Here is a 21,883-nt window from a genome sequence, read left to right on the forward strand (position 1 = left end):
CTAGTATGAAACCTATCTCACCTCCTATTAAGAAAGCATTTTTATATAACAGTATGCTTTTCCCTATATTGTCTAGGAGTCATACTCGTAATTTTTTTGAAGACTCTTGTGAAATAACTTTGATCATTAAAATTAAGCCAGGTACAAATATCTGATAAAGGATAGGTCGTTAATGTTAATAACTTTTTAGCTTCTTCTACCCGTTCTCTCTGGATGTATTCAATTAAAGGCATTCCCACTTCTTTTTTAAATAATTTTGATAAATAAGTAGGGGAAATATGTAAAAGATTAGCAAGGTCATTCAGAGATATTTCATCGTAAATATGTTTATTAATATGATTGAGGCACGTAGTAATCGAATTAGAATATGCTTGATCACTATATTCCTTCACACGTTCTGCAAAAGTGCATAATGCATCTTCAATTAACCGATTTACGGAATACATGTTATCTAGTTTTTCAATCGTTTGTATATATAAAGTACCGAGTGAAAAAGCAATATGTGATGGAAGATTACCGTCTATCGCATATCGAATAGCTAGCGTAATGGCGATAATGCCATTATTTTTTTGGTTTCTCAGTTGATCTCCTTTAGATGAAATTGCCGCATCTTCTTGTGGAAATGAATACGCATATTGTATGACCTTTTCTTTATTACCTTCTTTAATTGCTGAAAAAAATTTACGTTCCAATGATATGTCATAATTTTGCGGATCATGGCGGCGACGTTTTGAAATATATAAATCAGGATTTACAATTTTATAAGAAACATCTTCAAGTAATTTATTCTCTTTCCAGACAATATCTCTATCTAATTTTTCATTGAAAATTACGTAATGTAACCAAATACTTATATCAATTAGCATGCTTTTTTTAATCTCGGGTAGAAATTGATAATAGTCTATTCCTTGTTGCATTTTATTATTACAGTTGAAATATTTCATAAGTTTAATAGCCATTTCATCTGATACTTTTGGATAGGTAGTCGGACCGATTATAATGGTTCCTTTTATATGTTCATGTTCTGTTATATGGATGCTAATGAAATTCTCAAGATACTTATTCCCTTTGAAAATTGGAAAATTATAAGGAACGTTTTCTTGAAAAATTTCATTAAGGTGTTCTTCTTTGGAAGAATAAAACGGACTATCAATCGTATGAGAAGTAGATTCATATACAATTTTTTTATCGGTAGATAGAAACTGAACAGGAACATGAAACGTTCTATGTACAAGATCACATAAGTGCTGTAGGTCGATGGAATGATTCATTATTTTCTCCTTTTAAATAGTTTTGAAATACTACATATTAATTAAATCTACCTTTGTTTCTATAAAATATAAATTTCTTATTGTTTGAATTTTTTTACTGACATGAAAGATGATGTACAGATTAATCTCCGTAGATGTTGTATGAAAATAGACATAGTGATGGTATCTTCCATAAAAGTCCTTCTTATATCTATTATACCTAATTAATAAATATAAAATAGGTATTTATATATGGAATAAGAAATGTTTCATTCTTCATAAAATCTTAAGAAATCTCCTCAATTTTTGTTAAGAAACGATAGTTATACTTAGAAACAAGTTAAAAACTATTGAACGAATGGGGAGAGGGTTACATGCAACTCATAACATTCTTACATGAATTTATTAAGCATCCGAAACATACTGGTGCAATTGCGCCAAGTTCAAAAATATTAGCAAAGAAAATGGTAGATGTAATTGATTTTCATCGAGCAAAGTGCATCGTAGAGTTAGGGCCTGGTACAGGGGTTTTTACGAAAGAAATTATGAAGAGAAAGAAGAAGGAAACGATATTTCTTCTTATTGAAATTAATGAAGTATTTTGCAAAGAGTTAACGAGAAAGTTTAAAAATGAACAGAACGTCATTGTTGTACACGGTTCAGCTGAAAATATAAAGAAGTATATGGAAGAATTCAATATAGAATGTGTGGATTACGTCTTATCGGGATTACCTTTTACTTCTTTACCAGAAGAAGTTTCAAAGCGAATTTTAAACAATGTCATGGAAGCGATACACGAGAAAGGTGCATTTATTACATTTCAATATTCACTTGTGAAAAAAGGATTTATACAGCATTTCTTTCCTGAAATTACGCTAGAGAAAGTGTGGCTCAATTTCCCGCCGGCTTACGTCTTTAGTTGTAAAAAAGAGTTAAGGAGAGCGTATGCATAATGGAATTACATGAATTATTATCTTATATTGAACAATACGGTTATTGGGCGTTATTTTTCTGTTTATGGTTAGGTATTATCGGTATGCCAATTCCAGATGAAATGATCGTAATGAGTGGTGGTTTTGTCTCTTCACTAGGGATATTAAATGTCATTCCAGCATTTTTACTAACATATTTAGGTGTTGTATCCGGGCTATCATTAGGTTATATATTAGGGAAAATATTTGGTACGAAAGTACTTGATAAGCTAATGAGAAAGAATAAGGCGAAATATGTATTGAAATCTCAACAAATGGTAGAGAAATATGGTCATTATGCGTTAGTAACAAGTTATTTCATACCAGTTGTAAGACATATTGTACCGTATTTAGTGGGAATGAATAACATGTCATTTAAGATATATGCTTTGTATTCCTATACGACAGGATTTGTTTGGACACTCGTTTACTTTGTGCTCGGTTCTTTATTTGGACAACATATTAACAAGATTGTAGCGATCGCGATAGAGTATGGCGTTTATTTTGGCGGGCTTGTTTTTGTTGTTGCGAGTGGTGCATATTTGTACAAGCAAAGAAGAAGTACGGTGATGAGTAAGTAGAATAAAGAGATTGCTATTGAGTGCAGTATAAAAGGGAGAGTTATTTTGTAGCATAACTCTCCCTTTTAATGTAATAGTTCCTTATTACTTATATTAGGTGTTGTCTGAAATACAGTTATATAAATTGTTAATATGGTTGTATTGATTAGATTAGCTAATACAGTTATAAAATCACTTGATGGAACGATAAGAACAAAGATTGAAAGTACAGCAGAAGCAAGTGGAATGAACTTTTGCAGAGTCGTTAATTTTCCATTTTTATGAAGCTTGGAAGATTGAAAGAAGCAAAGTAAGAAAATAAGGGATGTAAATAATAATCCTAAATACCCCCAACCATCTTCAATATACCAAGGTAAAAAGCTCATTCGTGATGTGAAAATAAATAAATTGAATACTAATGTGCTAATGATTAGCGTGTTTAAAATGGTAATATTCTTCTGTTTTTTCATTTGAATTACACTCCGGAATTTTTTTAGACTTCTATTAGTGGGCAATAAATCCCCACTAATTAAAGTTTCACTTTACTGAGATGCTTTTGCCATTTCTATAAATCTTTGTTCCATTTCATCCAAATCGAATGAATGGCATATTCTGCGGTCTTTTTTATCTAAAATTCGATAGTGCTGAGATAAAATATTTTGTTGTATTTGATAGCCATTTAATTCTTTTATTTGTCGCCACCACACTTTTCCTCCTAAAGTCTTCGGGAAGTTCGTATTGTAATGTGTAAAAGCAATTGTTTTTATAATTTCATTCACATCATCCCCAAATGTCATTTGGACTATATCACATTGTTCAAAGAGTGTTACGACACAAACTGCACCTGACCATGTTAGCGTGCGTCTTCCTTTTTCAATTTCTACTAATGTTTTCTTCGATAAACCGATAATTTCGGACATTTTATCTTGTGATAGATTATTTTCAACACGGATGAGTTTTAATTTTGAATTAACGAGTTCAATAAATTCTTGTTTATCCATTATGCATCTCCTTTTTCTTTATAGTGTAAAATTACACCAGAAGTGTAATTTTGTCAATTTAAGCGTGAAGGTTTTTTTGTTTTTTTTTTGATCTTATTAATTAATATTTCACTTTTAGTTTAAGAAAATGTTAAGAAACCGTACGAGTTTTTATTAAGAAATATGCTCTATACTTAGAAACATCTTAAAGAAAATAGAATGAAAGGCGGAATATAGATGAAACGATTTATTTTTGGATCATTACTTGTTATCGTCGCAGGAGCGGCATATTTATTAAATGGGAGTACTGCGATTGGTAGAATGAATCCATTTCTTAATTTAGAATATCGTTACGCAATCATTGATAAAGATGGAAAAGAGTTAGGTGGAAATAAGGGTTTTGAATATACGGTTAAAGCTTATGATGAGAAGGGAGAAGAAAAAGAAGTAACAATTGATGGGGTAGATAAATTACAACAAGGCTCATACTGGCATGTCATTACGAAAGGGAAGTTTTTACATGATAAAGTAGAAATAGAGGTAGATAAAATTCCTGATGGTGCGAAGGCGAAGTTAGGGGTATAAAGATAAAACCGATTCTCATTGAGGGAATCGGTTTTGTTATTTTATGGTAAAATATAGAAGGGAGGAGTGAGAGTTATGTTACTCATTGTTAGCCTTATATTAATTGGGATTATGTGTAGTATGAGAATCGTCTCTTTACATATGATAGAGCGAGAAAAGATAGAAGAGAGATATGTATATTGTCCAAAATGTAATGCGAAAATTCGAAGAGGAAATTCCGCTCCTTTTTGTTCGAAATGTAATTTAATATTTTAACGAAAGTAAATCCGAAATCATTTTGTATGGTTTCGGATTTTTTATGTTTAAAAATGAAAGAGAAAATGATGTTCTCTTTCGTTTGCTTTAGTTAGAATGGGGTGTATATAGTAAGGTTTAAATGGATTAGTTAGCGCTAGAGAATCGATTATATAGTGGTAGTATGAAGAAGGAGAGAGTAAATGCCAATTATAAGAGATATCCGATTAAGTTTTCTAAAAAGAAAAGAGAATATAAGTAGTCTAGAGGCATTACAACTAACATCCTCAAGTAACTACGAGGAAGAGATAGCTTTTTTTAAAGAAACGAGCTGTATTACTTCTTTATACGAGCAACACATGCCAAAGTTAAGAACAGCCTATGAAAAAGGTATCTGGATTCACTGTGTGGATGATATTTCATTATTAAATCAGTGGGAGAAAAAATATCGGATTTTTCCTGAATATATGAATGTGTTTGTAGAGTATGGGAGTGTAAAGGATTTTTCATCTTTATCAGATAGAGAGAAAAAAGAATTAGCCCTTCAAATCGTTCATACTAAAATGAAGAGTTTAGCTGTGAAATGTGATTGGGATATAGAGATGTTGGAAAAAGCATATAATAAGATACTGGATTTGGATTATAAAAATGAACTTGTATATATAAAGAAGAGTAGTCCAAATAAAAAATATGTATGTAGTATAATTTGGCAGCATGAAGTGGATTATGCGGATATGTATTTAGAAATAAGAGAGTATAGAACGAGACGGTTAATCAAAAAGGAAAAGCTTATGAGCAAAGAAGATATGTATCAAATGTCTAATCATGTTAGTGATGCGGCTTGGAAGTTAAACTATAAAGTGATGTTGATGAACGACAAAGGAAAAACTATGTGGATGTTAACCTTTTTAGAGAAAAATGATCCAGATAATTTAGTTTGGAAGATTGAAAGAATAGATTAGAAATAGATAAGAAGTGGAGTGCATATGATGGAGACACAATTAGTTTCGCAGAAGATTCTCCAGTGTACCGTCTATCTCATTATATAGATGATCGTTATGAACGAGAAGATCCATTTTATAATCCGCGCGGGTTATGGAAGTTAGAGAGTGCTCCGGTGAAGAAATCTATATTTCAAAAAATGAGGAGTATGCTAAGAGGATGATAAAAAAGAGCTTGAAACCATTCAAGCTCTTTTTTATAACTATTTATGTCCTAAAATATGCTCAACCTCATGCACATTTAATTTACTTGCCTTAGCAATTGTTTCAAGTGGTATACCAAGATCATGCATACTTTTAATCATTTGAATTTTTCCTTGTTGAACCCCTTCTTTTCGCCCTTTTTCTAAACCTTTTTCTAAACCTTTTTCCATACCTTTTTCCAAGCCCTTTTCCATTCCTCTTTTCATACCTTCTGTCTCTGCGTGGGCGAATTTTGCTGCTTCATCCATTAAAACTTTCTCCCTCGCGTCATAGGCTTGTCGGAAAGAAGAATCTTGACTCATACGTTCCCACTTGTTTATTGCTTTTTGTAAAATAGGATCTCGGTTCATAGCAATATCCTCCAATGTTTTAGTTAAGTGCTCATCCTCATTTGCTGAAAGTAATAAAAGCCAACGAGCAAATGGATCTTTCCACGGATTTACTTTTTCTTCATGCCATTGTTTTGTTAACTTTGGAATTTCTACAATGTGAATTTCTATGTCATCACTCAAGAGTTTCTGTTGTTGTGAATTCCATAATGTGCCCGTTGTATGGAATTCTTTATGGTCTGAGAACATTATGAAGTTTAATAAATTAATGGTGATGGTTTTATGAAGGGAACTGTAAGGCATACCTTTTTGTAATTGAGATGTGTATAATTTTCCCCAATAATATAAACTACGTTTCATCATATCGTGATTATTATTGAGCTGTATTTCTACATTTACTTTTGTTCCCGTGTTTAATGTCGCTGAAATGTCTAGAATTGATAACTTATCCTCTTCGTATTCCCGGTGTAAATGTGGATCTTCTAGTTGTAGAGAAGCGATAGGTGATTCTAAAGACTCTTGTAACATAGCGTTTAAAAATGCAATTAGAATATCTTCACTACCATTCGTACCAAACAATTGTTTAAATGCAAAATCAATGCGTAAATTAACTAACTGTTGGTTGAACAAAGTTTGTCCTCTCCCTTATATTAAGGTTCTTCTTTCCTTCATTTTACCTAAAAATAATTAGGGCATGCAAATAGACCATTCTGTTATTTTTAAGAAGTATTATTAGAATGTCACAAGCAAGTATGGCTATGTTATACTCTAGTGAAATTGAAAAGTTTATATAGAGGTGAAGATGATACATATGCAAAAAGATATTTTGAAACTATTAGATAAAAAGCAAAGTAACTATGAATTTCCTGCCTTTGATAATGAATATATAGATATTTCGCAAGTGAAATTCTCTCTTTTCTTTAAAGATAATAAGGATTGGTTAATGGTATTTCAAGTTGTCGGTGTAGGTTCATTAGGGGTATTTAATGATATTCACGTATATGGTGATAGAATAGACCATTCAATTGGTGACGATGGTATTTTGCAAGTAAATAATGGAGATTATGAACTATTTGATAATAAAGGTGAATTTATACCGGATATTCATAACGGTAGTGTAAAACTTCGCAATCGTCATTTTGAATATGAATTTACAAAAGTAGAGTATGTACAGAACGGAATAGAAGTACAAACGACAGAGTCTTATCCAAGAGATTTCATGCGTATGCTTGCTACTCGTGACGAAGCTAGAAAATTATTATGGTGGGATAAAGAAGAAATTTTAGAAGAGTTCAGTTTAGAAGGCGATTGGGAAGTAGCGTATGAAACGGAAGAGTGGAAACACGTTGAAGAAGAGAAAGTAAGTGAAAATGAATTTTTCCAATCAGTAGCTGCTGCAATAGAGAAGCAAGATCCAAGCGTTATTGTGAATAAGGATTGTAATACGCACTGGAAAAATTGGGTGGAGTTTGACTACGAAAACTTATATTAGAAATGAAAAAGCTGGTTAAAATACCTTTCTCATAAAAAAGACGAGCTAAAGTTTGAAACTTTAGTTCGTCTTTTTTGTATTACACAACCGCAGGATTATAAATCATCGTAAAGTGCCCTTGTAACAGTTCAATTTGACAAGGTGTATGAAGCGAGCTTTCTCCATCGGTATCTACTTCTTTTTCTTCTTCCGTTTCAATATGAATGGATTTCGCTTTTACGTGGAAGATGTCATTTTCATTTGAGTCTTCAAATAGTTTCTTTCCGATATAATCTTTAAACGCTTGAATGCCCGTTGATTTGACTACGAAAATATCAAGTGTTCCGTCATCGCATTTTACATTTGGAATAAAGGACGGGATGCCGCCAAGATATTCACCATTCCCAACCATAACAAGGACAGCTTCGTCTTCATATACTTGTCCGTCGTACGTAATTTTTACCGGGAATGTTTCAGCATTTTTGACAGTTCGAATAGTGCTTAAGTAGTAGCCGATTTTTCCAAGCTTTGCTTTCTCTTCTGCATCAATATTGTTTGATACTTCAGATACGAGTCCAATGCCCCAGAAGTTTAAGAAGTGTTGTCCGTTTGCTTTTGCGACGTCAACTGGTTTTACGTGTTCCTTTGTGATCAGCTTTGCTGCTTCTGCGATGTTTTGCGGAACGCCGAGTGTGCGAGAGAAGTCGTTGCAAGTTCCGCCGGGAATGATTGCAAGTGTAGGTCTAGTTTCAAGAGGTGCTAAGCCATTTGTGCATTCGAATACAGTGCCGTCACCACCAAAGACGATAATTAAATCTACTTTACTAGCAAACTCTTGGCAATATTTTGTTGCATCGCCTTGCTTTTTCGTATGAAGGATATGTAAGTCAGGAAAAGCTGCCGCAAGAGGTGGTACAATTTTCGTTAAGTTCGTATGTAAATCGCCTTGCCCAGCTTTTGGATTTACGATGAGGAGTACTTTTTCAAATTTTGTTTTTGTCATTTTTCATCTCTCCCTGTAGTTTGTAATGGAAAGAAAGGGCTGTTCCGATGTATTTCAGAACAGCCTTTTCCTATTAATAGGGTGCTAAGATTGTCAATTATTGTCGTTAAGTCGATATATTGAAAAAATCGCCGATATAATTTGAGTTACGGTCGATATATTGAAAAAATCGCCGATATAATTTGAGTTACGATCGATATATTGAAAAAATCGCCGATATAATTTGAGTTACGATCGATATATTGAAAAAATCGCCGATATAAATTTCATGTACTATCGATTTTGTAACAGATGAACAATTATTCCGTTACAACTGAAGCGATAAATGGTAAGTTACGATATTTTTCTGCGCAGTCGATACCGTAGCCAACGATAAATTCGTCTGGAATTTGGAAGCCAACATATTCAGCTTTTAAGTCCACTTTACGACGCTCAGGCTTATCAAGTAACGTACAGAATTTGAGTGCCTTCGGTTTATGCATAAAGAAGTGATCTTTTAAGAAGTGAAGTGTTAAACCAGAATCGATAATGTCTTCTACGACAATTACGTTTTTTCCAGTAATGTTTACATCAATATCTTTTAATAGTTTTACTTTTCCAGTTGTTTCTGTTTGATTTCCGTAGCTAGATGCAGAAATAAAGTCGATTGTTACATCGTTTTTAATGTGACGAATTAAATCAGCAGCGAATACGAAAGATCCTTTTAATACAGCGATTACTACGATTTCTTCTCCTTCAAAGTCACGTTCGATTTGAAGTGCTAGTTCTTTTACTTTTTCTTGTAATTGTTCTTCGGAAATTAAAGTGTCTTTTATTTCAATATTCATTGGAGTCCTCCTACAGTGTAAAACTTGTGAACATTTCGACTGTAAAGGATAGAAAGGAAAAAGTCAAAGAAGATATAGGTTTTTTACAAAAATACCCACAAAATAGTCAGATGATATGATATACTGATTATATTAAGAAAACGCTTCCATAAAGGGTGATTATGATGAGAAAGAAAGAGTATACAAGTGCAACATTTATAAAAGCATTACTTTTAACAATTGTTCTTGGTAGTTTGGCTTACATAATTGATGTACCGGCGATTCGGATTTCACTAATTGGAATGACTTTAGTATTAGGCGCAATTTCCCACGGTATGATGTCACAGCTGCAAGAAGCTGGAGTCGATCATATGAAAGATCATATAGATGAGAAATGAGAAACCTTCACGTATAGAGAGTGAAGGTTTTTTTCATTTCTTACAAAAGTGTAAGGTAGTTGTAAGGCAAATCGATAGTTGCATAGTAGTGTTTTGGATAAACTATAGGTGTAAGGTAAAAGGCAAGCATATTTTAGGTAAATTAAGTTTTAGGCACTCTATATGTGAAAAAGGAGTAGGAGGGCATGGAGAAACGTTGGACGACCTTTTCTTTTTTAGCAACTAGCAACACCGTAATGCTAGCTGGCGAAATGGATTTTTTGCACTTGTTTGATCGAGAAGACGATCATTCTTCTTCTACATTTACAATGAAATGGAATAAATGGAGCGAAAGTTGTAGGTTTGAAGAAGAGACCCCTAACGAAGAGCAAAAGATTATTTTGACAAACCCTATTAAAGCGTGGGTTGTTCAACGTCGTAAGTGTAACGTCAAAAATCACTTAAAGAAAACTGAGCCGAGACAATTAGTTATCGCTCCGGCCCGTTCTACTTCTACATCACGCGAAAGTAACATGTAAATATTGAGACACACACCCGAAAAAACATCGTATATATTGCGATGTTTTTTTATTTTTCTACAATGAAATCTTTAAATGAAATATATTTCATCTGCATCTTATATTTATATCTCTTGTTTATTCTAGTGATACATCCGATGCGAAGTGATGTAAAACGTATAAAAGGAGAGATATAAAATGAAAAAGAAACTATTACCAATTTGTGCAATGGCACTGTTAACAGTAGGATATTCTTCAGTAGCAAGCGCGGATACTGGGACAGTAACGAAGGAAGAAGCGGCGCAACTGCAGCAAGATAAAGCGAAAAAAGAAGCATTGATTAAAGAACAGCAAAAAAGTGAAGAAGAGAAAAAGAGAATAGCACAAGAACAGTTGAAAAATGATAAGGAAAAAAAAGAAGCATTGATTAAGGAACAGCAAAAAAGTGAAGAAGAGAAAAAGAGAATAGCACAAGGACAATTGAAAAATGATATGGCGAAAAAAGAAGCAGCACAAGTACAACAAAAAAATGGTGCAACTAAAAAAGAAGTAGCAAAGCCGGTTGTACAAGGTGAGAAATTACCAAACACAGCATCCAATAATATAGCAATGATGGCACTAAGCGCATGTCTTGTAGGGATAGGGACATTATTTGGTTGGAATCGTCGCAATAAAGTTAAGGCGTAAATAAAATATTGTCCTATAAAGAATGGGATAATTTCATATATTAAAAATGGTAGGTTATTCCTACCATTTTTGGCATGGAGGGATGAAACATGAAGGTACTCAATTATATCGGTATCATATTGATGGCTATAGGACTATGTATGGGATCATATTACGCCATGGAGTGGTATAAAGGAAAAAGCTCTGCTCAGCAATTGACGAAAGAAGAAATAAAGAGCCTTGAAAATATAAAACATAATCAACTTTCTTACGAAACCCCTGTAACTTCCCAAGTACCTTCCTCTCAAACAGAGCATAAAGAAGGAGAAAAGGTAGCACTGTTACATATACCGAAAATAAAAAAGAAGTTTTCTATATATTGGGGGGCAGATGATGCAACGTTGAAGAAAGGCGTTGGGATGTTCGTTAGTGATTTAACGACAACGCCATCTGGAGGGGGACATACTGTACTAAGTGGGCATAGGGATACTGTATTTACAGATTTGGGAGAGTTAAAAGAAAAGGATACCCTTATTTTAGAGTATGATAAAAAAACTTACACATATGAAATTCAAAAGATATGGATTACCCATGCGGATGATCGTACTGTTATTATAAAAAAAGAAGAACCGATATTAACACTGACGACTTGCTATCCGTTTGATTATATAGGGGATGCGCCAGATAGATATATTACCCAGGCAAAGTTAACGGCTAGTTATTCAAAATGAAGTGATAGTTTCTGAAAGCGGGAGGGGGATACGTAAGTTATGTCAAAAAACATTTTAATTGTGGAAGATGAAGATATTTTGCGTGAAATATTAAAAGATTATTTTTTAAGTGAGCAATATGTAGTGTTTGAAGCAAGAGATGGGAAAGAAGCTTTAGTTGTATTTGAGGAAGAAGAGGTTGATTTAGTTATTTTAGATATTATGTTGCCAGAACTTGATGGGTGGTCTGTTTGCCGAAGAATTCGTAAAACATCCGAGGTTCCTATTATTATGCTGACAGCACGTGTTGATGAAGATGATACGTTACTTGGATTTGAACTTGGGGCAGATGACTATGTGACGAAGCCGTATAGCCCACCCATTTTATTAGCAAGAGCAAAAAGATTGTTAGAAAGTAGAAAAGTAACAAAGCAACTGCTAGAGAATGAAGATGATACATTATCCATCCACGGTATTCACGTTCATTTTCCGTCGCGTACTGTTACGGTAGATCGGACAGACATTAATTTAACGCATACTGAATTTGAAATATTAGCGTATTTTATGAAAAATCAAGGGATTGTTTTAACACGAGAGCAACTCATTTCAAGAATTTGGGGGTACGAATTTGCCGGTGATGATCGAACGGTTAATAGTCATATTCGTAATTTGCGAAATAAATTAGGAGAGAAAGCAAAATACATTACAACTGTAGTACGAACCGGTTATAAATTTGAGGGGAATATATGAGAAAAGGGATTGTACTAAAATTATTTACCCTCACCACAGCGTTATGTATGTTAATTTTAGCGACGATATTTATTGGACAAACGATATTTTTTAAACAATATTATGCGAATCGAAAAGTAGAAGATATTAAAGTGAATTTAAATTCCTTTGAGAAGAATTATTTGAATTACGCAGGAAGTACAGAAGGAATTCAGAAGCTGGAGCAAGACTTTTTTAGAGAAAATAACACGTGGATTACGACATTGGATCAGAATGGGAATTTAAAATATGCAGATGATTTTTATTTTGAGGTAACGATAGATCGTAAGCAACAGAAGAGTTTTGGACATCAAATATTCAAAATTCCCTTATACAATCTCGTCAATATTGAGGAGATTGATAATAAATCATCAGAGCAGATTTTAGGACAAGAAATTTATTTTGCTGGAATGAAAAAAGAAGATAGTTTTATTCCATTCTCTTTCTCACTATCTAAGCAAAATTTAAGTGGATTGAATAAACCGTTAGAAAAAGCATTTAAGGAGAAAATGAGTAAATTAGATCAGGAGAAAAAGAAAGTAGCTGAAGAACAAGTTGGTAAGGAAAAGAAGCCGGCCGTTCAGGAGCAAGCTGCCCAAGAACCAGATGCTTTCATAAGAGGGCGTGTTACGAAAGTACAATTCCCTGATGTAACAGGACCCGTAAATCCAATTTATAAAAACACTTTATTTTTGGATAGTATAAAAGAATTTCAAACGGATGTAGTACTAAAAGAGAGTAATCAAATAGAGTATTCAACAAAGACAATGGACTATGAAAAAAATGATATAAAATATAAATTATTAATGAAACCGATAAAAGAAAAAGACGGATCGGTAACATATATATATGCGATGGCTTCTTTACAGCCTGTAGATGAAGCTGTACAAATGGTGCAAGATTACTACATTTACATCATTGCATTTGTAGTCGTTCTCATTTTTCTAGCTTCGTTCTATTATTCAAAACAAATTGCAAAGCCATTATTAAAAATAAATGATACGACGAAGAAAATAGCGCATTTAGATTTCACCGAAAAAATTCCGATTACTTCAAAAGATGAAATTGGTGATTTATCGAATAATATTAATGTATTATCCAATAAGCTCCATTCGCATATTGGACAGCTAGAACAAGATATTGAAAAGGAAAGAAAGTTAGAAAATACGCGGAAAGAATTTATTTCTGGTGTGTCGCACGAATTAAAAACACCGCTGAGTATTATGAAAAGTTGTATTTCTATTTTAAAAGACGGGGTAGCTGAACATAAAAAGGAATACTATTTTCAGGCGATGGAACGAGAAGTAGATAAGATGGATACGTTAATTTTGGATATGCTAGAGTTAGCTAAATTTGAATCAGGCACATATAAAATGAAAAAGGATGTATTTTATATTGATACAGTAATTGAAGATATATGTGAACACCTTTCTGTGGAGATAGAGAAAAAAGAACTTCGTGTGCATAAAAATATATGTTCATTTGAAGTAGTCGCAAATCAAAATCGGATTGAACAAGTCATTGTGAATTTCATTACGAATGCCATACGTTATACACCGAATAAAGAGGATATTATTATTTCCACAATAATAGATGAGAAGGATCGTATAAAGGTGTGTATTGAAAATAAAGGTACTCACATTGAAGAAGAGCAATTAGACAAAATTTGGGATCGTTTTTATCGCGTGGATGCATCCCGCCAGCGCTCACAAGGCGGAACGGGGCTTGGGCTTGCTATTTCAAAGAACATTTTAGAACTACACGATGCTGAATATGGAGCAAAGAATACAGAAGACGGTGTGTTATTTTACTTTTACTTACCGAAAAAAGCGTAGATGATGCATGCTACGCTTTTTTAATTTATTTTCATATTATCTTTACCTAATCTTTATTTTTTAGCGATATAATCTGGTTAGAAAATGAGGTTATGTAAGGAGTCGATGAACCGTGCATAGCAATTGGCTAAGTATAATGGTATTTATTTTCTTTTGTGCATTTATTGTTTTTTTAATTGATATTACGATATGAAAAAAGAGCGCTTATGAAGCGCTCTTTTTGTTTGCATTTATTTGATAAGCATTGATGCTCTTGAATAAGCGTGGTGAAGTAAGAAATAAAAATATAAGCAAAACGGTACATAGAATATAGGAACCAATCATTACACTGCCGTTTACGATTAATGAATATAGGACAGCTGATTGACCTTTCGGTGCATATTGTCCCCAGAAAATAATACCGGCAATAAAGTGACAGAAATAACGTGCAAAGCTACCAACAAATGTAGCAACAATAATGTAACCAATAACTTTCTTTCCTTCGTTTTGTTTTTGTGAAGGTTTGTCTTTACGGCTACCTAAAGTAGATTGTTCTAAGCTATTTTCATTGGATGTTAAAAGTGCTTTTTGAATTGGACGATAGAATAAACCAGCAAATCCAATGAATGCGAAAGCAACGAAGTATTCAATTAGTACTTGAATTGGTGTGACGATAATGGCATCGCCCACGACAATTTGTAATAATCCCCAAATTAAGCCTCCTAAGAAAGCCATTTTGAAGCCCCAGCGGTATGCAATAATAAAAATAGGAATCATAGCGAATGAAATGGAACCGCCTGTTGGAAGTTTGATTGATATTGGTAAAATGTCGATGACCAAGGCGAAGGCTGCAAGAATTGCAGATTCGATCATCGCTTGTAAATTGGTGTTACGCATGTTGTCTCCCCCTAAATCCAAGTTGTACAAAAAAGAATAGATATCATAGGAGGATACGAAATACGTAAATAAAAAGAGGTATGTATTTCGGACGTTTGCACAATCCCTGCGTTAGCATTAACTAACAGGTTCGAAGGGTCGGAACGAAGTGTTCCCTCTCAGCGGCATGGCTCCCCCAGTGATAACGAGATTCTTTATTTGCTATTGTTTATTGTAAGCGAAATGGATGAGAATGGCAAACGAATCTGTTATGACAATTATTGAAATAGAATTGTAGCGAAATGTTAATAAATATGAAGCAAAAGGGTATAGTACAAGAGAAATAGAGTATGCTATAATTTTTTTGAAAATAATTATCATTCTCTTCGGAGGGGGAAGGTTATGAGCTTAGTAGATATTAAAATTGGCGAGAAAGTGTTAGTAAAAAGTATTCAATCGTTAGATCAGTTACTAAAGAGAAGACTGGCTGCTTTTGGCCTTTCTGAAGGAAGCGAACTTCGCATGAAGCAAAAGGCGATGTTCAAAGGTCCTTGTACATTGGAGTGTCGTGGACAGTTAATTAGTATTCGTCATTGTGACGCGAAAATGATAAAGGTGGAATTAGCGTGAATAAGGTAGCTTTGCTAGGGAATCCGAATACAGGGAAAACATCATTATTTAATGCACTTACTGGTTCTTATGAGTATGTAGGAAACTGGAGCGGTGTAACAGTAGAAAAGAAGGTTGGTAAATTAAAAGATAGAAGAGGAACATTAATTGATTTACCAGGCGTCTATGATTTAAATCCAGTTTCACGTGATGAAGGTGTTGTAACAAACTTTCTACTAACAGAAGAATTTAATCATATGTTAAATATCGTGGATTCTTCGCAGTTTGAACGAAATATGCATTTAACGTTGCAATTACTTGAATTTGGTAAGGCCGTTTCAATTGGATTAAATATGGTCGATGTGGCAAAGCAACGAGGCATTGTAATTGATGTAAAACGATTATCAGAATTACTAGGAGTAACAGTCGTTCCTGTCGTTGCAAGAAGTGGAAAAGGATGTGAAGAATTACTTGCCACTCTTAAAGAAAATGACAAAAACGAGAAAAAGCCATTCATTATTTCATATGGTGTACAAATGGATGAAGGGATTGGAGAGATAATTTCTCTTTTAGAGACAGCGAATTATAAGCATCCAAGATGGCTAGCCCTTCAATTTTTAAGCAATAACGAAGTAGTAGAAAAAGAAATGAAAGCACTACCAATTTATAAGGAACTTGTAGCTGTTCGATCTCGCTTAGAAGAAAAACTTGATTGTACGTTAGAGGAGCATATTTACAAAACTCGTGAAGCGTATATTGAAAAGTTAAAAACAAATGTTATGCAGCATGAGAAAGAAGGAAAAATTCCTTTTTCGGAAAAAATTGATAGGTTAATTACGCATAAAATTTTAGGACTTCCAATCTTTTTAGCAGTTATGTTTTTTATTTTTCAGGTTACGTTTACGTGGATTGGTACACCTTTATCGGATATGCTAGATGAGTTTTTTGGTGGACAGCTTACGGATTGGGTAACGGCTGGGCTTACAAGTGTTGGAGCTTCTGATTTTATTCAAGCACTCGTTACAGAAGGTATTATCGCCGGTGTTGGTGCTGTTTTAGTATTCGTTCCACAAATCTTTGCACTATTCTTTTTCATTTCATTATTAGAAGACTCAGGATATATGGCGCGAATTGCAGTTGTTATGGATAGAATTATGGAGTTCTTCGGTTTAAACGGAAAAGCGTTCATTCCGATGATTATCGGTTTTGGATGTAATGTTCCAGGTATTATGGCAGCGAGAACGATTGAACAAGAAAAAGAACGTTTACTTACAGTGCTTGTAACACCGTTTATGTCTTGTTCAGCACGTTTACCTGTATACGCATTATTTGCGGGCGTATTCTTCCCTCAAAGTCAGGCAACTGTGGTGTTTTCTTTATATGTTGCAGGTATTGTTCTTGCATTACTCGTTACAAAAATTATGTCACTTACCATTTTAAAAGCGGAAAAATCTATTTTCGTTATTGAACTACCTCCTTACCGCGTGCCACAAGCGAAAACGTTATGGCTAAGTACGTGGGAGAAAGGAAAAGGATTTGTTCGTAAGGCTGGTACATTCATCTTCGGTGGTTCTGTTGTCATTTGGCTATTAAATTATGCAGGTCCATCAGGATTTGGTGTTGATATGGGAGACAGTTATTTAGCGATGATTGGTGGATTTATCGCACCACTATTTGCACCACTTGGTTTTGGAACGTGGCAAGCTGCGGCATCCCTTTTAACAGGATTTTTAGCGAAAGAAGTTGTCGTTTCTACAATGGCAATTATTTATGCGGTGAAAGAAGATGTGCTTGGAAATGTAATGGGAGCACATTATACAGCATTATCAGCTTATGCATTTATGTTCTTTATTTTATTATATGTTCCGTGTTTAGCGACGGTAGCTGTTATTAAACGTGAAACAGGATCAGCGAAGTGGACGATTTTCTCTGTCGTGTATCCACTCGTTGTTGCTTATGTATTAACGTTCATTATATACCAAGTTGGATCCTTACTCGGATTCTAGAAGGAGATGTATTGTGATGATGGTCAATATTATAATTGGAGCTATCATTTTTGGTTATGCAGCATACACGTTAGTTAATTTTGTAAAGAGAAGTAAAAAGGGAAAATGCGCAGCATGTTCTTTAAATAAGTCATGTCAGTCGCAAACTTGTAGTCCGGATATGGAGCAAGTTGCTCATAAATAGAAAAAAGCTTTGCGAATTTCGCAAAGTTTTTTTGTTTTACTTTTTAATTTTTACAAGTTGAGAAGCTTCTACGCCGTTGTAACCAGGGAATTCTTTACTAGGGTCTTTATCAAATTTTAATATACCGACAGATTTTTCATCACCTTTTACATTTCCGTAAGTTGCATCATCAACAATCGCAAACATGTCGGCATATGCACGGCCACTTCCGATAATTGTGTTGCCTTCGTATTTTAATTTAGCCCCATCAAGTGTAGCATTTTCTAATTTTTCTTTTGCGAACAATACACCTTGTTCTGCTGTTACAGCCGGTAATTTATCAAGTGGTTTTGTGTTGTCGTTTTTATCAACTTTGCTAAGTAACTCTTTTTTCACCAGTTCATCACCAGTTTTTTTATCCATGACAAGAACTTTTTTACCTTCTAATGTTGTCATTTTCATTTTATAGAAGTCTTTTTCTTTCACTTCTTTTTTGTTTTTATCTGTAATTTGCTGAACTTGTTCTTCTGACCCGTACAGTACAAAGCCGTTTGCTTTCTCTCCTAATAAAGAACAACCTGATAATGCTCCAAGTGAAATTGCTGCTGCTAATCCGATTCCTACTAATTTTTTCATGATGATTTCTCCTTTTATATGTTTTATAGTAAATACATTTTTTGTATTAGTCTTGAAATAATGAGAAGCTTGTTTGTTGCTTCTGGTATTAGTGTATAAGAGATATGGAAACGTAACTATCGAGTTAGCTTACAGTAACATTACACTTATGTAATTTAGTGAAAGTGCATAAAAATAAGTCAATTCTAAAGAGAATGAATGAGAATATATTAGAAATGCAATATTGTATCTAGAATGTCATATTATATTGGATGTATTTTGGAAATAACATGTAAGTACATCTTCGTTTTGTTATAATAAACACATAGCTGTAAAAATGACTATTCTTTACTGTTAAGGGAGATTTTTATTTTTCCAAGTAGTGAATTTAAAATATGAGGTATATCATAGGAGGAATTTGAATGTCTGTATTTAAACGATTACGAGATTTAACAATGTCAAATGTGTATTCATTAATTGAAAAAGCGGAAGATCCAGTTAAGATGACGGATCAATATTTACGTGATATGCAAGCAGATGTACAAGAAGCAGAGAAAAGTGTAGCGGCTCAAATTGCACTTGAGAAGAAATTCAAAATATTATTTGAAGAGCAAGAAGCACTTGTGAAAAAACGTGAAGAGCAAGCTCATATGGCTGTTCAAGCTAGTAACTTAGATCTTGCGCGCCGTGCTCTTGAAGAAAAACAAAATGCAGAGCAAAAGATGAATGAGTATAAAGCAAGCTATGAGCAAAATAAAGCTGCTGCTGATAATCTTCGTCTGAAGCTAGAAGAAATGCGTAAGCAATTAACAGAGCTGAAAAATAAACGTGAAACACTTGTAGCGCGTGTAAATGCGGCGAAAGCACAAAAGAATATTAATCAGGCGATGTCTGGATTTGATTCAAACTCAGCAAAAGCTGGTTTAAGCCGTATGGAAGAGAAAGCTCTTCAATTAGAAGCTGAAGCTGAAGCAAGCGGTGAAGTGTACAAAAAAGAAAAGTCATTAGATGATGAATTCGCCAGCTTAAACAAAAATTCTGCTGTTGACGATGAATTAGCTCGTATTATGAAGCAGTATGAGAAATAATATAGAATAGACAAAGAAACCGACATGTCTGAGGAGAATTCATGTCGGTTTTCTATTATTTTTTAGAGGAGGTTTTGCAATGACATGGACAAATGTAGTAGCCATGCTTGTATGGACTGGAGCAAGTGCAGTACTTTTATTTGCAATTATGTGGGTTGATTCAATTTTTACGAAATACAATGACTTAAAAGAAATAAAGAATGGAAATACAGCTGTAACAACTCGTTTCGTTATGAAATTATTCGCGCAAGGGTACATTTTATCTCAATCGATTACGAAATCAAATGATTTATGGCAAGCGCTACTTGCATCGGCAGTTTCTTTCGTTATTTTGTTAGTCGTAGAAATGTTTATTGAATTTGTGTTAAAGAAAATAGCTGGTTTAGATTTAGAAGAAGGTACGAAAGAAGGCAGTATTGCGCATGCGATGTTAGCTGGATCATTACATATCGTTGGTGCACTTATTTTAGGTGCTTGTTTATAAAGAGAGAAGGAGGGGGTAAATCATGAGTTTATTTAAACGAATTAAAAATATAATGAAGAGCCCGGAGCCGCCGAAACCAGAAAAAAGTTTGCTAACCTTAGCTCCTGGCGATATGGTTGAAGTTTCATTAGTCATGTACGAATTAACCGGGAAAACGAGTATGCATTCTCGCAAAGAAATTGTTTTAACACTGCAAGACGGGAAAGATATTCGTTACTTGAAAATTGAAGACCGTGAAAATACGTATTACAAATTATATACACCAATTGATGGTCGCTTAGATTCGATTGATGAAATTCCGACGACAATTGAAATGGATGATACAGAGTACCATATGGAAGAGCAATATAACGGACGTGTTGTTGTGATGGGGAAAACACCATTCTCTGCTTCAGAGGAACAGCACGTATGGGAATTCCAATCAGATAATCGAAAATTATTGCGTATTGAATGGCAAAATGGTCGCACAATGATGTATGAGGGAGAAGCAATTATTCCTGCTGATGTACAAATTATAAGAGCAACGTAAGGGGGCGTAATCATGTCAAACCGATTGTTTACCATGATTAAATCGTTCGTGATCCCTATACTTGCTATCGTTACGTTACTTGTTGTTGCTGGATATGCCTTATCAGGTTGTCAGGGCGGGCAGACAAAGTCGATTCAAGACCGTTATCCGCTTGAATCTGTCGCAAAAGAAGGTAAACAAGAATCTTACGTGTATAGGGCCGCCAATCGGTCAGTTCCGGAAGTCGCAAAGGAACTTATAGCTGAAAGGAAACCGAAGCAAGCATCTAAAGAAGACGAAAATCAAATGTTCCTCGTTTATTCTGATAAAATGTATAATTTGCAAAAGGATAAAGAGAAACCATCTGATACGTTAATTGAAGTAAGCAATGAAGAATTTGTCCGTCAAAATTACCAACCGTCATTCCTGCAAGGATATATTATGGGGAGTATTTTAAACGATATATTTGGTTCGAAAAAATCATCATCTGGTGATTACCGAGGATATAATGACAGACAAAATCATAAACCAGTTGTTCCAGAGAGACCGCCTACGAAAGAAGAAAAGAAAACCCCGCCTCCAATTACGAAGGAAGGGAAAGGGTCTATCATTAAGCGAGGCGATAATGTAGATTCGAAATCTTCTGTAGGAGATACAGGAAGTATTACGAAAAAAGGAAGTAGCACCCCTCCGCCTTCTACTGGAAGCAAAGGGAAAATTACGAAAACACCAGGTGGCTCGAGCGGATCAGATGTGAAGCCGAAATCATCTATTAAAACGCCGCCAAGGAATACTTCTCCTCCAAAAACGAGGGTTGGTGGTTCAGGAAAGATTACGAAGAGAAGGTAATGTAGAGGCCGAAAAGTAGAATTTGCTTTTCGGTCTTTTTCATTATGGAAATTAATTCCTTGTAACTGGTACAATTAAGTTATAAAGGGGAGATTATTATGACCATATATAAAAGGTTTAGTTTGATTATGTTCCTCGTCTTATTTCTCAGTTTGTTTATTAGCACAACGATGAAATTTCACTTTGTAGTAGGTATTCTATGGATATTATGTACATGTACTCTCTTTCTATATGTTCCGCTCCGCTTTCAACAGGAAGTGCCGGCCTTTCAAAAATATGTAGCATGGATTAAGAGAGGAGGAAGATGGGGGGAGTAAAATTATATCGGCGATTATCGGAATATATCGACCACAACTCAAAATATATCAGCGATTTTTAGAATATATCGATCACAACTCAAAATATATCAGCGATTATTGAAATATATCGACTTACCGA

Annotated in this window: 28 protein-coding genes, 1 pseudogene and 1 riboswitch; of the genes and pseudogenes, 21 read left to right on the forward strand and 8 right to left on the reverse strand. The window is 34.2% G+C overall.

Annotation, left to right across the window (positions count from 1 at the left end; translation table 11 throughout):
• Positions 1–41 precede the first annotated feature (41 nt).
• Entirely contained in the window at positions 42–1,271 is a 1,230-nt protein-coding gene (locus tag VF726_RS06420; protein WP_440166807.1) for a helix-turn-helix domain-containing protein, read from the reverse strand.
• Between the two features lie 353 nt (positions 1,272–1,624).
• Between VF726_RS06420 and VF726_RS06425 the strand changes: the two genes are divergently transcribed.
• Positions 1,625–2,203 carry a class I SAM-dependent methyltransferase gene (locus VF726_RS06425; protein WP_440166809.1) on the forward strand — a complete coding sequence of 193 codons (579 nt, stop codon included), beginning with the start codon at positions 1,625–1,627 and terminating at the stop codon, positions 2,201–2,203.
• A complete protein-coding gene (locus VF726_RS06430; protein WP_440166811.1) occupies positions 2,203–2,802 on the forward strand; it encodes a DedA family protein in 600 nt (199 codons plus the stop codon). The genes VF726_RS06425 and VF726_RS06430 overlap by 1 nt, the downstream gene beginning before the upstream one ends.
• A gap of 65 nt (positions 2,803–2,867) precedes the next feature.
• Here the strand turns inward: VF726_RS06430 and VF726_RS06435 are convergent, their stop codons facing one another.
• Complete coding sequence (locus tag VF726_RS06435; protein WP_440166813.1) at positions 2,868–3,251, reverse strand: hypothetical protein; 384 nt, start codon at positions 3,249–3,251, stop codon at positions 2,868–2,870.
• Positions 3,252–3,323: 72 nt separating this feature from the next.
• Positions 3,324–3,782, reverse strand: coding sequence for a helix-turn-helix transcriptional regulator (locus tag VF726_RS06440; RefSeq protein WP_440166815.1), 459 nt, complete (start codon positions 3,780–3,782; stop codon positions 3,324–3,326).
• Positions 3,783–3,998: 216 nt separating this feature from the next.
• Between VF726_RS06440 and VF726_RS06445 the strand changes: the two genes are divergently transcribed.
• The 4 genes and pseudogenes from VF726_RS06445 to VF726_RS06460 form a co-directional block, all read left to right on the forward strand.
• Entirely contained in the window at positions 3,999–4,346 is a 348-nt protein-coding gene (locus tag VF726_RS06445) for a YxeA family protein (RefSeq protein ID WP_440166817.1), read from the forward strand.
• 75 nt (positions 4,347–4,421) lie between these two features.
• Positions 4,422–4,601 carry a hypothetical protein gene (locus VF726_RS06450; RefSeq protein ID WP_440166819.1) on the forward strand — a complete coding sequence of 60 codons (180 nt, stop codon included), beginning with the start codon at positions 4,422–4,424 and terminating at the stop codon, positions 4,599–4,601.
• 182 nt (positions 4,602–4,783) lie between these two features.
• Positions 4,784–5,542: a hypothetical protein gene (locus tag VF726_RS06455; protein WP_440166821.1), complete on the forward strand. Its 759-nt coding sequence runs from the start codon at positions 4,784–4,786 to the stop codon at positions 5,540–5,542.
• 20 nt (positions 5,543–5,562) lie between these two features.
• Positions 5,563–5,745: pseudogene (locus VF726_RS06460) on the forward strand (DUF4261 domain-containing protein); the annotation flags it as partial.
• Between the two features lie 39 nt (positions 5,746–5,784).
• Here VF726_RS06460 and VF726_RS06465 read toward each other — a convergent pair.
• Positions 5,785–6,744, reverse strand: coding sequence for an Rpn family recombination-promoting nuclease/putative transposase (locus tag VF726_RS06465; protein ID WP_440166823.1), 960 nt, complete (start codon positions 6,742–6,744; stop codon positions 5,785–5,787).
• A 181-nt stretch (positions 6,745–6,925) separates the two neighbouring features.
• Here VF726_RS06465 and VF726_RS06470 point away from each other — a divergent pair, with 181 nt between their 5' ends.
• The gene (locus tag VF726_RS06470; protein WP_440166826.1) at positions 6,926–7,606 is read left to right on the forward strand and encodes a DUF7003 family protein; all 681 of its coding nucleotides are present in this window, start codon (positions 6,926–6,928) and stop codon (positions 7,604–7,606) included.
• A gap of 79 nt (positions 7,607–7,685) precedes the next feature.
• Here VF726_RS06470 and VF726_RS06475 read toward each other — a convergent pair whose 3' ends face one another.
• Both VF726_RS06475 and hpt read right to left on the reverse strand, forming a co-directional pair.
• The gene (locus VF726_RS06475) at positions 7,686–8,588 is read right to left on the reverse strand and encodes a diacylglycerol/lipid kinase family protein (protein ID WP_000167907.1); all 903 of its coding nucleotides are present in this window, start codon (positions 8,586–8,588) and stop codon (positions 7,686–7,688) included.
• Between the two features lie 299 nt (positions 8,589–8,887).
• The gene (gene hpt / locus VF726_RS06480; RefSeq protein ID WP_001019304.1) at positions 8,888–9,415 is read right to left on the reverse strand and encodes a hypoxanthine phosphoribosyltransferase; all 528 of its coding nucleotides are present in this window, start codon (positions 9,413–9,415) and stop codon (positions 8,888–8,890) included.
• A 161-nt stretch (positions 9,416–9,576) separates the two neighbouring features.
• On the opposite strand from hpt, the gene VF726_RS06485 reads away from it, so the two are divergent.
• The 6 genes from VF726_RS06485 (at position 9,577) to VF726_RS06510 (ending at position 14,268) form a co-directional block, all read left to right on the forward strand.
• Positions 9,577–9,792, forward strand: coding sequence for a hypothetical protein (locus tag VF726_RS06485; protein WP_061677576.1), 216 nt, complete (start codon positions 9,577–9,579; stop codon positions 9,790–9,792).
• A gap of 185 nt (positions 9,793–9,977) precedes the next feature.
• Positions 9,978–10,310: a hypothetical protein gene (locus VF726_RS06490; protein WP_440166829.1), complete on the forward strand. Its 333-nt coding sequence runs from the start codon at positions 9,978–9,980 to the stop codon at positions 10,308–10,310.
• Positions 10,311–10,487: 177 nt separating this feature from the next.
• Positions 10,488–10,976, forward strand: coding sequence for an LPXTG cell wall anchor domain-containing protein (locus tag VF726_RS06495; RefSeq protein WP_440166831.1), 489 nt, complete (start codon positions 10,488–10,490; stop codon positions 10,974–10,976).
• Positions 10,977–11,065: 89 nt separating this feature from the next.
• Complete coding sequence (locus VF726_RS06500) at positions 11,066–11,686, forward strand: class D sortase (protein WP_440166833.1); 621 nt, start codon at positions 11,066–11,068, stop codon at positions 11,684–11,686.
• 39 nt (positions 11,687–11,725) lie between these two features.
• Positions 11,726–12,415 carry a response regulator transcription factor gene (locus VF726_RS06505; protein WP_000041856.1) on the forward strand — a complete coding sequence of 230 codons (690 nt, stop codon included), beginning with the start codon at positions 11,726–11,728 and terminating at the stop codon, positions 12,413–12,415.
• Positions 12,412–14,268 carry a sensor histidine kinase gene (locus VF726_RS06510; RefSeq protein WP_440166836.1) on the forward strand — a complete coding sequence of 619 codons (1,857 nt, stop codon included), beginning with the start codon at positions 12,412–12,414 and terminating at the stop codon, positions 14,266–14,268. Before VF726_RS06505 ends, VF726_RS06510 begins: the two co-directional genes overlap by 4 nt.
• A 204-nt stretch (positions 14,269–14,472) precedes the next feature.
• On the opposite strand, the gene thiT is transcribed toward VF726_RS06510, so the two are convergent.
• Entirely contained in the window at positions 14,473–15,144 is a 672-nt protein-coding gene (thiT, locus tag VF726_RS06515; protein WP_440166838.1) for an energy-coupled thiamine transporter ThiT, read from the reverse strand.
• 85 nt (positions 15,145–15,229) lie between these two features.
• Positions 15,230–15,331, reverse strand: a riboswitch (TPP riboswitch).
• 194 nt (positions 15,332–15,525) lie between these two features.
• On the opposite strand from thiT, the gene VF726_RS06520 reads away from it, so the two are divergent.
• From VF726_RS06520 to VF726_RS06530, 3 genes are read left to right on the forward strand one after another with little or no spacing between them, the layout of a single operon-like run.
• Positions 15,526–15,753 (forward strand): FeoA family protein, encoded by a 228-nt coding sequence (locus tag VF726_RS06520; protein ID WP_000060514.1) that lies wholly within the window; start codon positions 15,526–15,528, stop codon positions 15,751–15,753.
• The gene (gene feoB / locus VF726_RS06525; RefSeq protein WP_440166840.1) at positions 15,750–17,738 is read left to right on the forward strand and encodes a ferrous iron transport protein B; all 1,989 of its coding nucleotides are present in this window, start codon (positions 15,750–15,752) and stop codon (positions 17,736–17,738) included. The genes VF726_RS06520 and feoB overlap by 4 nt, the downstream gene beginning before the upstream one ends.
• A gap of 16 nt (positions 17,739–17,754) precedes the next feature.
• Positions 17,755–17,922: a FeoB-associated Cys-rich membrane protein gene (locus VF726_RS06530; RefSeq protein WP_000989599.1), complete on the forward strand. Its 168-nt coding sequence runs from the start codon at positions 17,755–17,757 to the stop codon at positions 17,920–17,922.
• A gap of 36 nt (positions 17,923–17,958) precedes the next feature.
• On the opposite strand, the gene VF726_RS06535 is transcribed toward VF726_RS06530, so the two are convergent.
• Complete coding sequence (locus VF726_RS06535; RefSeq protein ID WP_440166842.1) at positions 17,959–18,537, reverse strand: lipoprotein BA_5634 family protein; 579 nt, start codon at positions 18,535–18,537, stop codon at positions 17,959–17,961.
• A gap of 401 nt (positions 18,538–18,938) precedes the next feature.
• On the opposite strand from VF726_RS06535, the gene VF726_RS06540 reads away from it, so the two are divergent.
• The 5 genes from VF726_RS06540 to VF726_RS06560 all read left to right on the forward strand — a co-directional run bounded on the left by VF726_RS06540 (position 18,939) and on the right by VF726_RS06560 (position 21,762).
• On the forward strand, positions 18,939–19,604 hold the full coding sequence (locus tag VF726_RS06540; RefSeq protein WP_000110287.1) for a PspA/IM30 family protein: 666 nt from the start codon (positions 18,939–18,941) through the stop codon (positions 19,602–19,604).
• 79 nt (positions 19,605–19,683) lie between these two features.
• Complete coding sequence (locus VF726_RS06545) at positions 19,684–20,088, forward strand: DUF350 domain-containing protein (protein ID WP_440166846.1); 405 nt, start codon at positions 19,684–19,686, stop codon at positions 20,086–20,088.
• A gap of 22 nt (positions 20,089–20,110) precedes the next feature.
• On the forward strand, positions 20,111–20,617 hold the full coding sequence (locus tag VF726_RS06550) for a DUF4178 domain-containing protein (RefSeq protein WP_087958431.1): 507 nt from the start codon (positions 20,111–20,113) through the stop codon (positions 20,615–20,617).
• Positions 20,618–20,629: 12 nt separating this feature from the next.
• Positions 20,630–21,445, forward strand: coding sequence for a DUF4247 domain-containing protein (locus VF726_RS06555; protein WP_071725039.1), 816 nt, complete (start codon positions 20,630–20,632; stop codon positions 21,443–21,445).
• 98 nt (positions 21,446–21,543) lie between these two features.
• Positions 21,544–21,762, forward strand: a complete 219-nt coding sequence (locus VF726_RS06560; protein ID WP_440166848.1) for a hypothetical protein — start codon at positions 21,544–21,546, stop codon at positions 21,760–21,762.
• Positions 21,763–21,883: the final 121 nt, after the last annotated feature.

Origin of the sequence: Bacillus sp. Brlt_9, assembly GCF_051948935.1 — a bacterium.
Lineage (GTDB): Bacteria > Bacillota > Bacilli > Bacillales > Bacillaceae_G > Bacillus_A.

Bases quoted from the DNA above. Each gene is read 5' to 3' on its own strand.
- VF726_RS06420 (WP_440166807.1), bottom strand. From the start codon at position 1,271: ATGAATCATTCCATCGACCTACAGCACTTATGTGATCTTGTACATAGA.
- VF726_RS06425 (WP_440166809.1), top strand. From the start codon at position 1,625: ATGCAACTCATAACATTCTTACATGAATTTATTAAGCATCCGAAACAT.
- VF726_RS06430 (WP_440166811.1), top strand. From the start codon at position 2,203: ATGGAATTACATGAATTATTATCTTATATTGAACAATACGGTTATTGG.
- VF726_RS06435 (WP_440166813.1), bottom strand. From the start codon at position 3,251: ATGAAAAAACAGAAGAATATTACCATTTTAAACACGCTAATCATTAGC.
- VF726_RS06440 (WP_440166815.1), bottom strand. From the start codon at position 3,782: ATGGATAAACAAGAATTTATTGAACTCGTTAATTCAAAATTAAAACTC.
- VF726_RS06445 (WP_440166817.1), top strand. From the start codon at position 3,999: ATGAAACGATTTATTTTTGGATCATTACTTGTTATCGTCGCAGGAGCG.
- VF726_RS06450 (WP_440166819.1), top strand. From the start codon at position 4,422: ATGTTACTCATTGTTAGCCTTATATTAATTGGGATTATGTGTAGTATG.
- VF726_RS06455 (WP_440166821.1), top strand. From the start codon at position 4,784: ATGCCAATTATAAGAGATATCCGATTAAGTTTTCTAAAAAGAAAAGAG.
- VF726_RS06470 (WP_440166826.1), top strand. From the start codon at position 6,926: ATGCAAAAAGATATTTTGAAACTATTAGATAAAAAGCAAAGTAACTAT.
- VF726_RS06475 (WP_000167907.1), bottom strand. From the start codon at position 8,588: ATGACAAAAACAAAATTTGAAAAAGTACTCCTCATCGTAAATCCAAAA.
- hpt (WP_001019304.1), bottom strand. From the start codon at position 9,415: ATGAATATTGAAATAAAAGACACTTTAATTTCCGAAGAACAATTACAA.
- VF726_RS06485 (WP_061677576.1), top strand. From the start codon at position 9,577: ATGATGAGAAAGAAAGAGTATACAAGTGCAACATTTATAAAAGCATTA.
- VF726_RS06490 (WP_440166829.1), top strand. From the start codon at position 9,978: ATGGAGAAACGTTGGACGACCTTTTCTTTTTTAGCAACTAGCAACACC.
- VF726_RS06495 (WP_440166831.1), top strand. From the start codon at position 10,488: ATGAAAAAGAAACTATTACCAATTTGTGCAATGGCACTGTTAACAGTA.
- VF726_RS06500 (WP_440166833.1), top strand. From the start codon at position 11,066: ATGAAGGTACTCAATTATATCGGTATCATATTGATGGCTATAGGACTA.
- VF726_RS06505 (WP_000041856.1), top strand. From the start codon at position 11,726: ATGTCAAAAAACATTTTAATTGTGGAAGATGAAGATATTTTGCGTGAA.
- VF726_RS06510 (WP_440166836.1), top strand. From the start codon at position 12,412: ATGAGAAAAGGGATTGTACTAAAATTATTTACCCTCACCACAGCGTTA.
- thiT (WP_440166838.1), bottom strand. From the start codon at position 15,144: ATGCGTAACACCAATTTACAAGCGATGATCGAATCTGCAATTCTTGCA.
- VF726_RS06520 (WP_000060514.1), top strand. From the start codon at position 15,526: ATGAGCTTAGTAGATATTAAAATTGGCGAGAAAGTGTTAGTAAAAAGT.
- VF726_RS06530 (WP_000989599.1), top strand. From the start codon at position 17,755: ATGATGGTCAATATTATAATTGGAGCTATCATTTTTGGTTATGCAGCA.
- VF726_RS06535 (WP_440166842.1), bottom strand. From the start codon at position 18,537: ATGAAAAAATTAGTAGGAATCGGATTAGCAGCAGCAATTTCACTTGGA.
- VF726_RS06540 (WP_000110287.1), top strand. From the start codon at position 18,939: ATGTCTGTATTTAAACGATTACGAGATTTAACAATGTCAAATGTGTAT.
- VF726_RS06545 (WP_440166846.1), top strand. From the start codon at position 19,684: ATGACATGGACAAATGTAGTAGCCATGCTTGTATGGACTGGAGCAAGT.
- VF726_RS06550 (WP_087958431.1), top strand. From the start codon at position 20,111: ATGAGTTTATTTAAACGAATTAAAAATATAATGAAGAGCCCGGAGCCG.
- VF726_RS06555 (WP_071725039.1), top strand. From the start codon at position 20,630: ATGTCAAACCGATTGTTTACCATGATTAAATCGTTCGTGATCCCTATA.
- VF726_RS06560 (WP_440166848.1), top strand. From the start codon at position 21,544: ATGACCATATATAAAAGGTTTAGTTTGATTATGTTCCTCGTCTTATTT.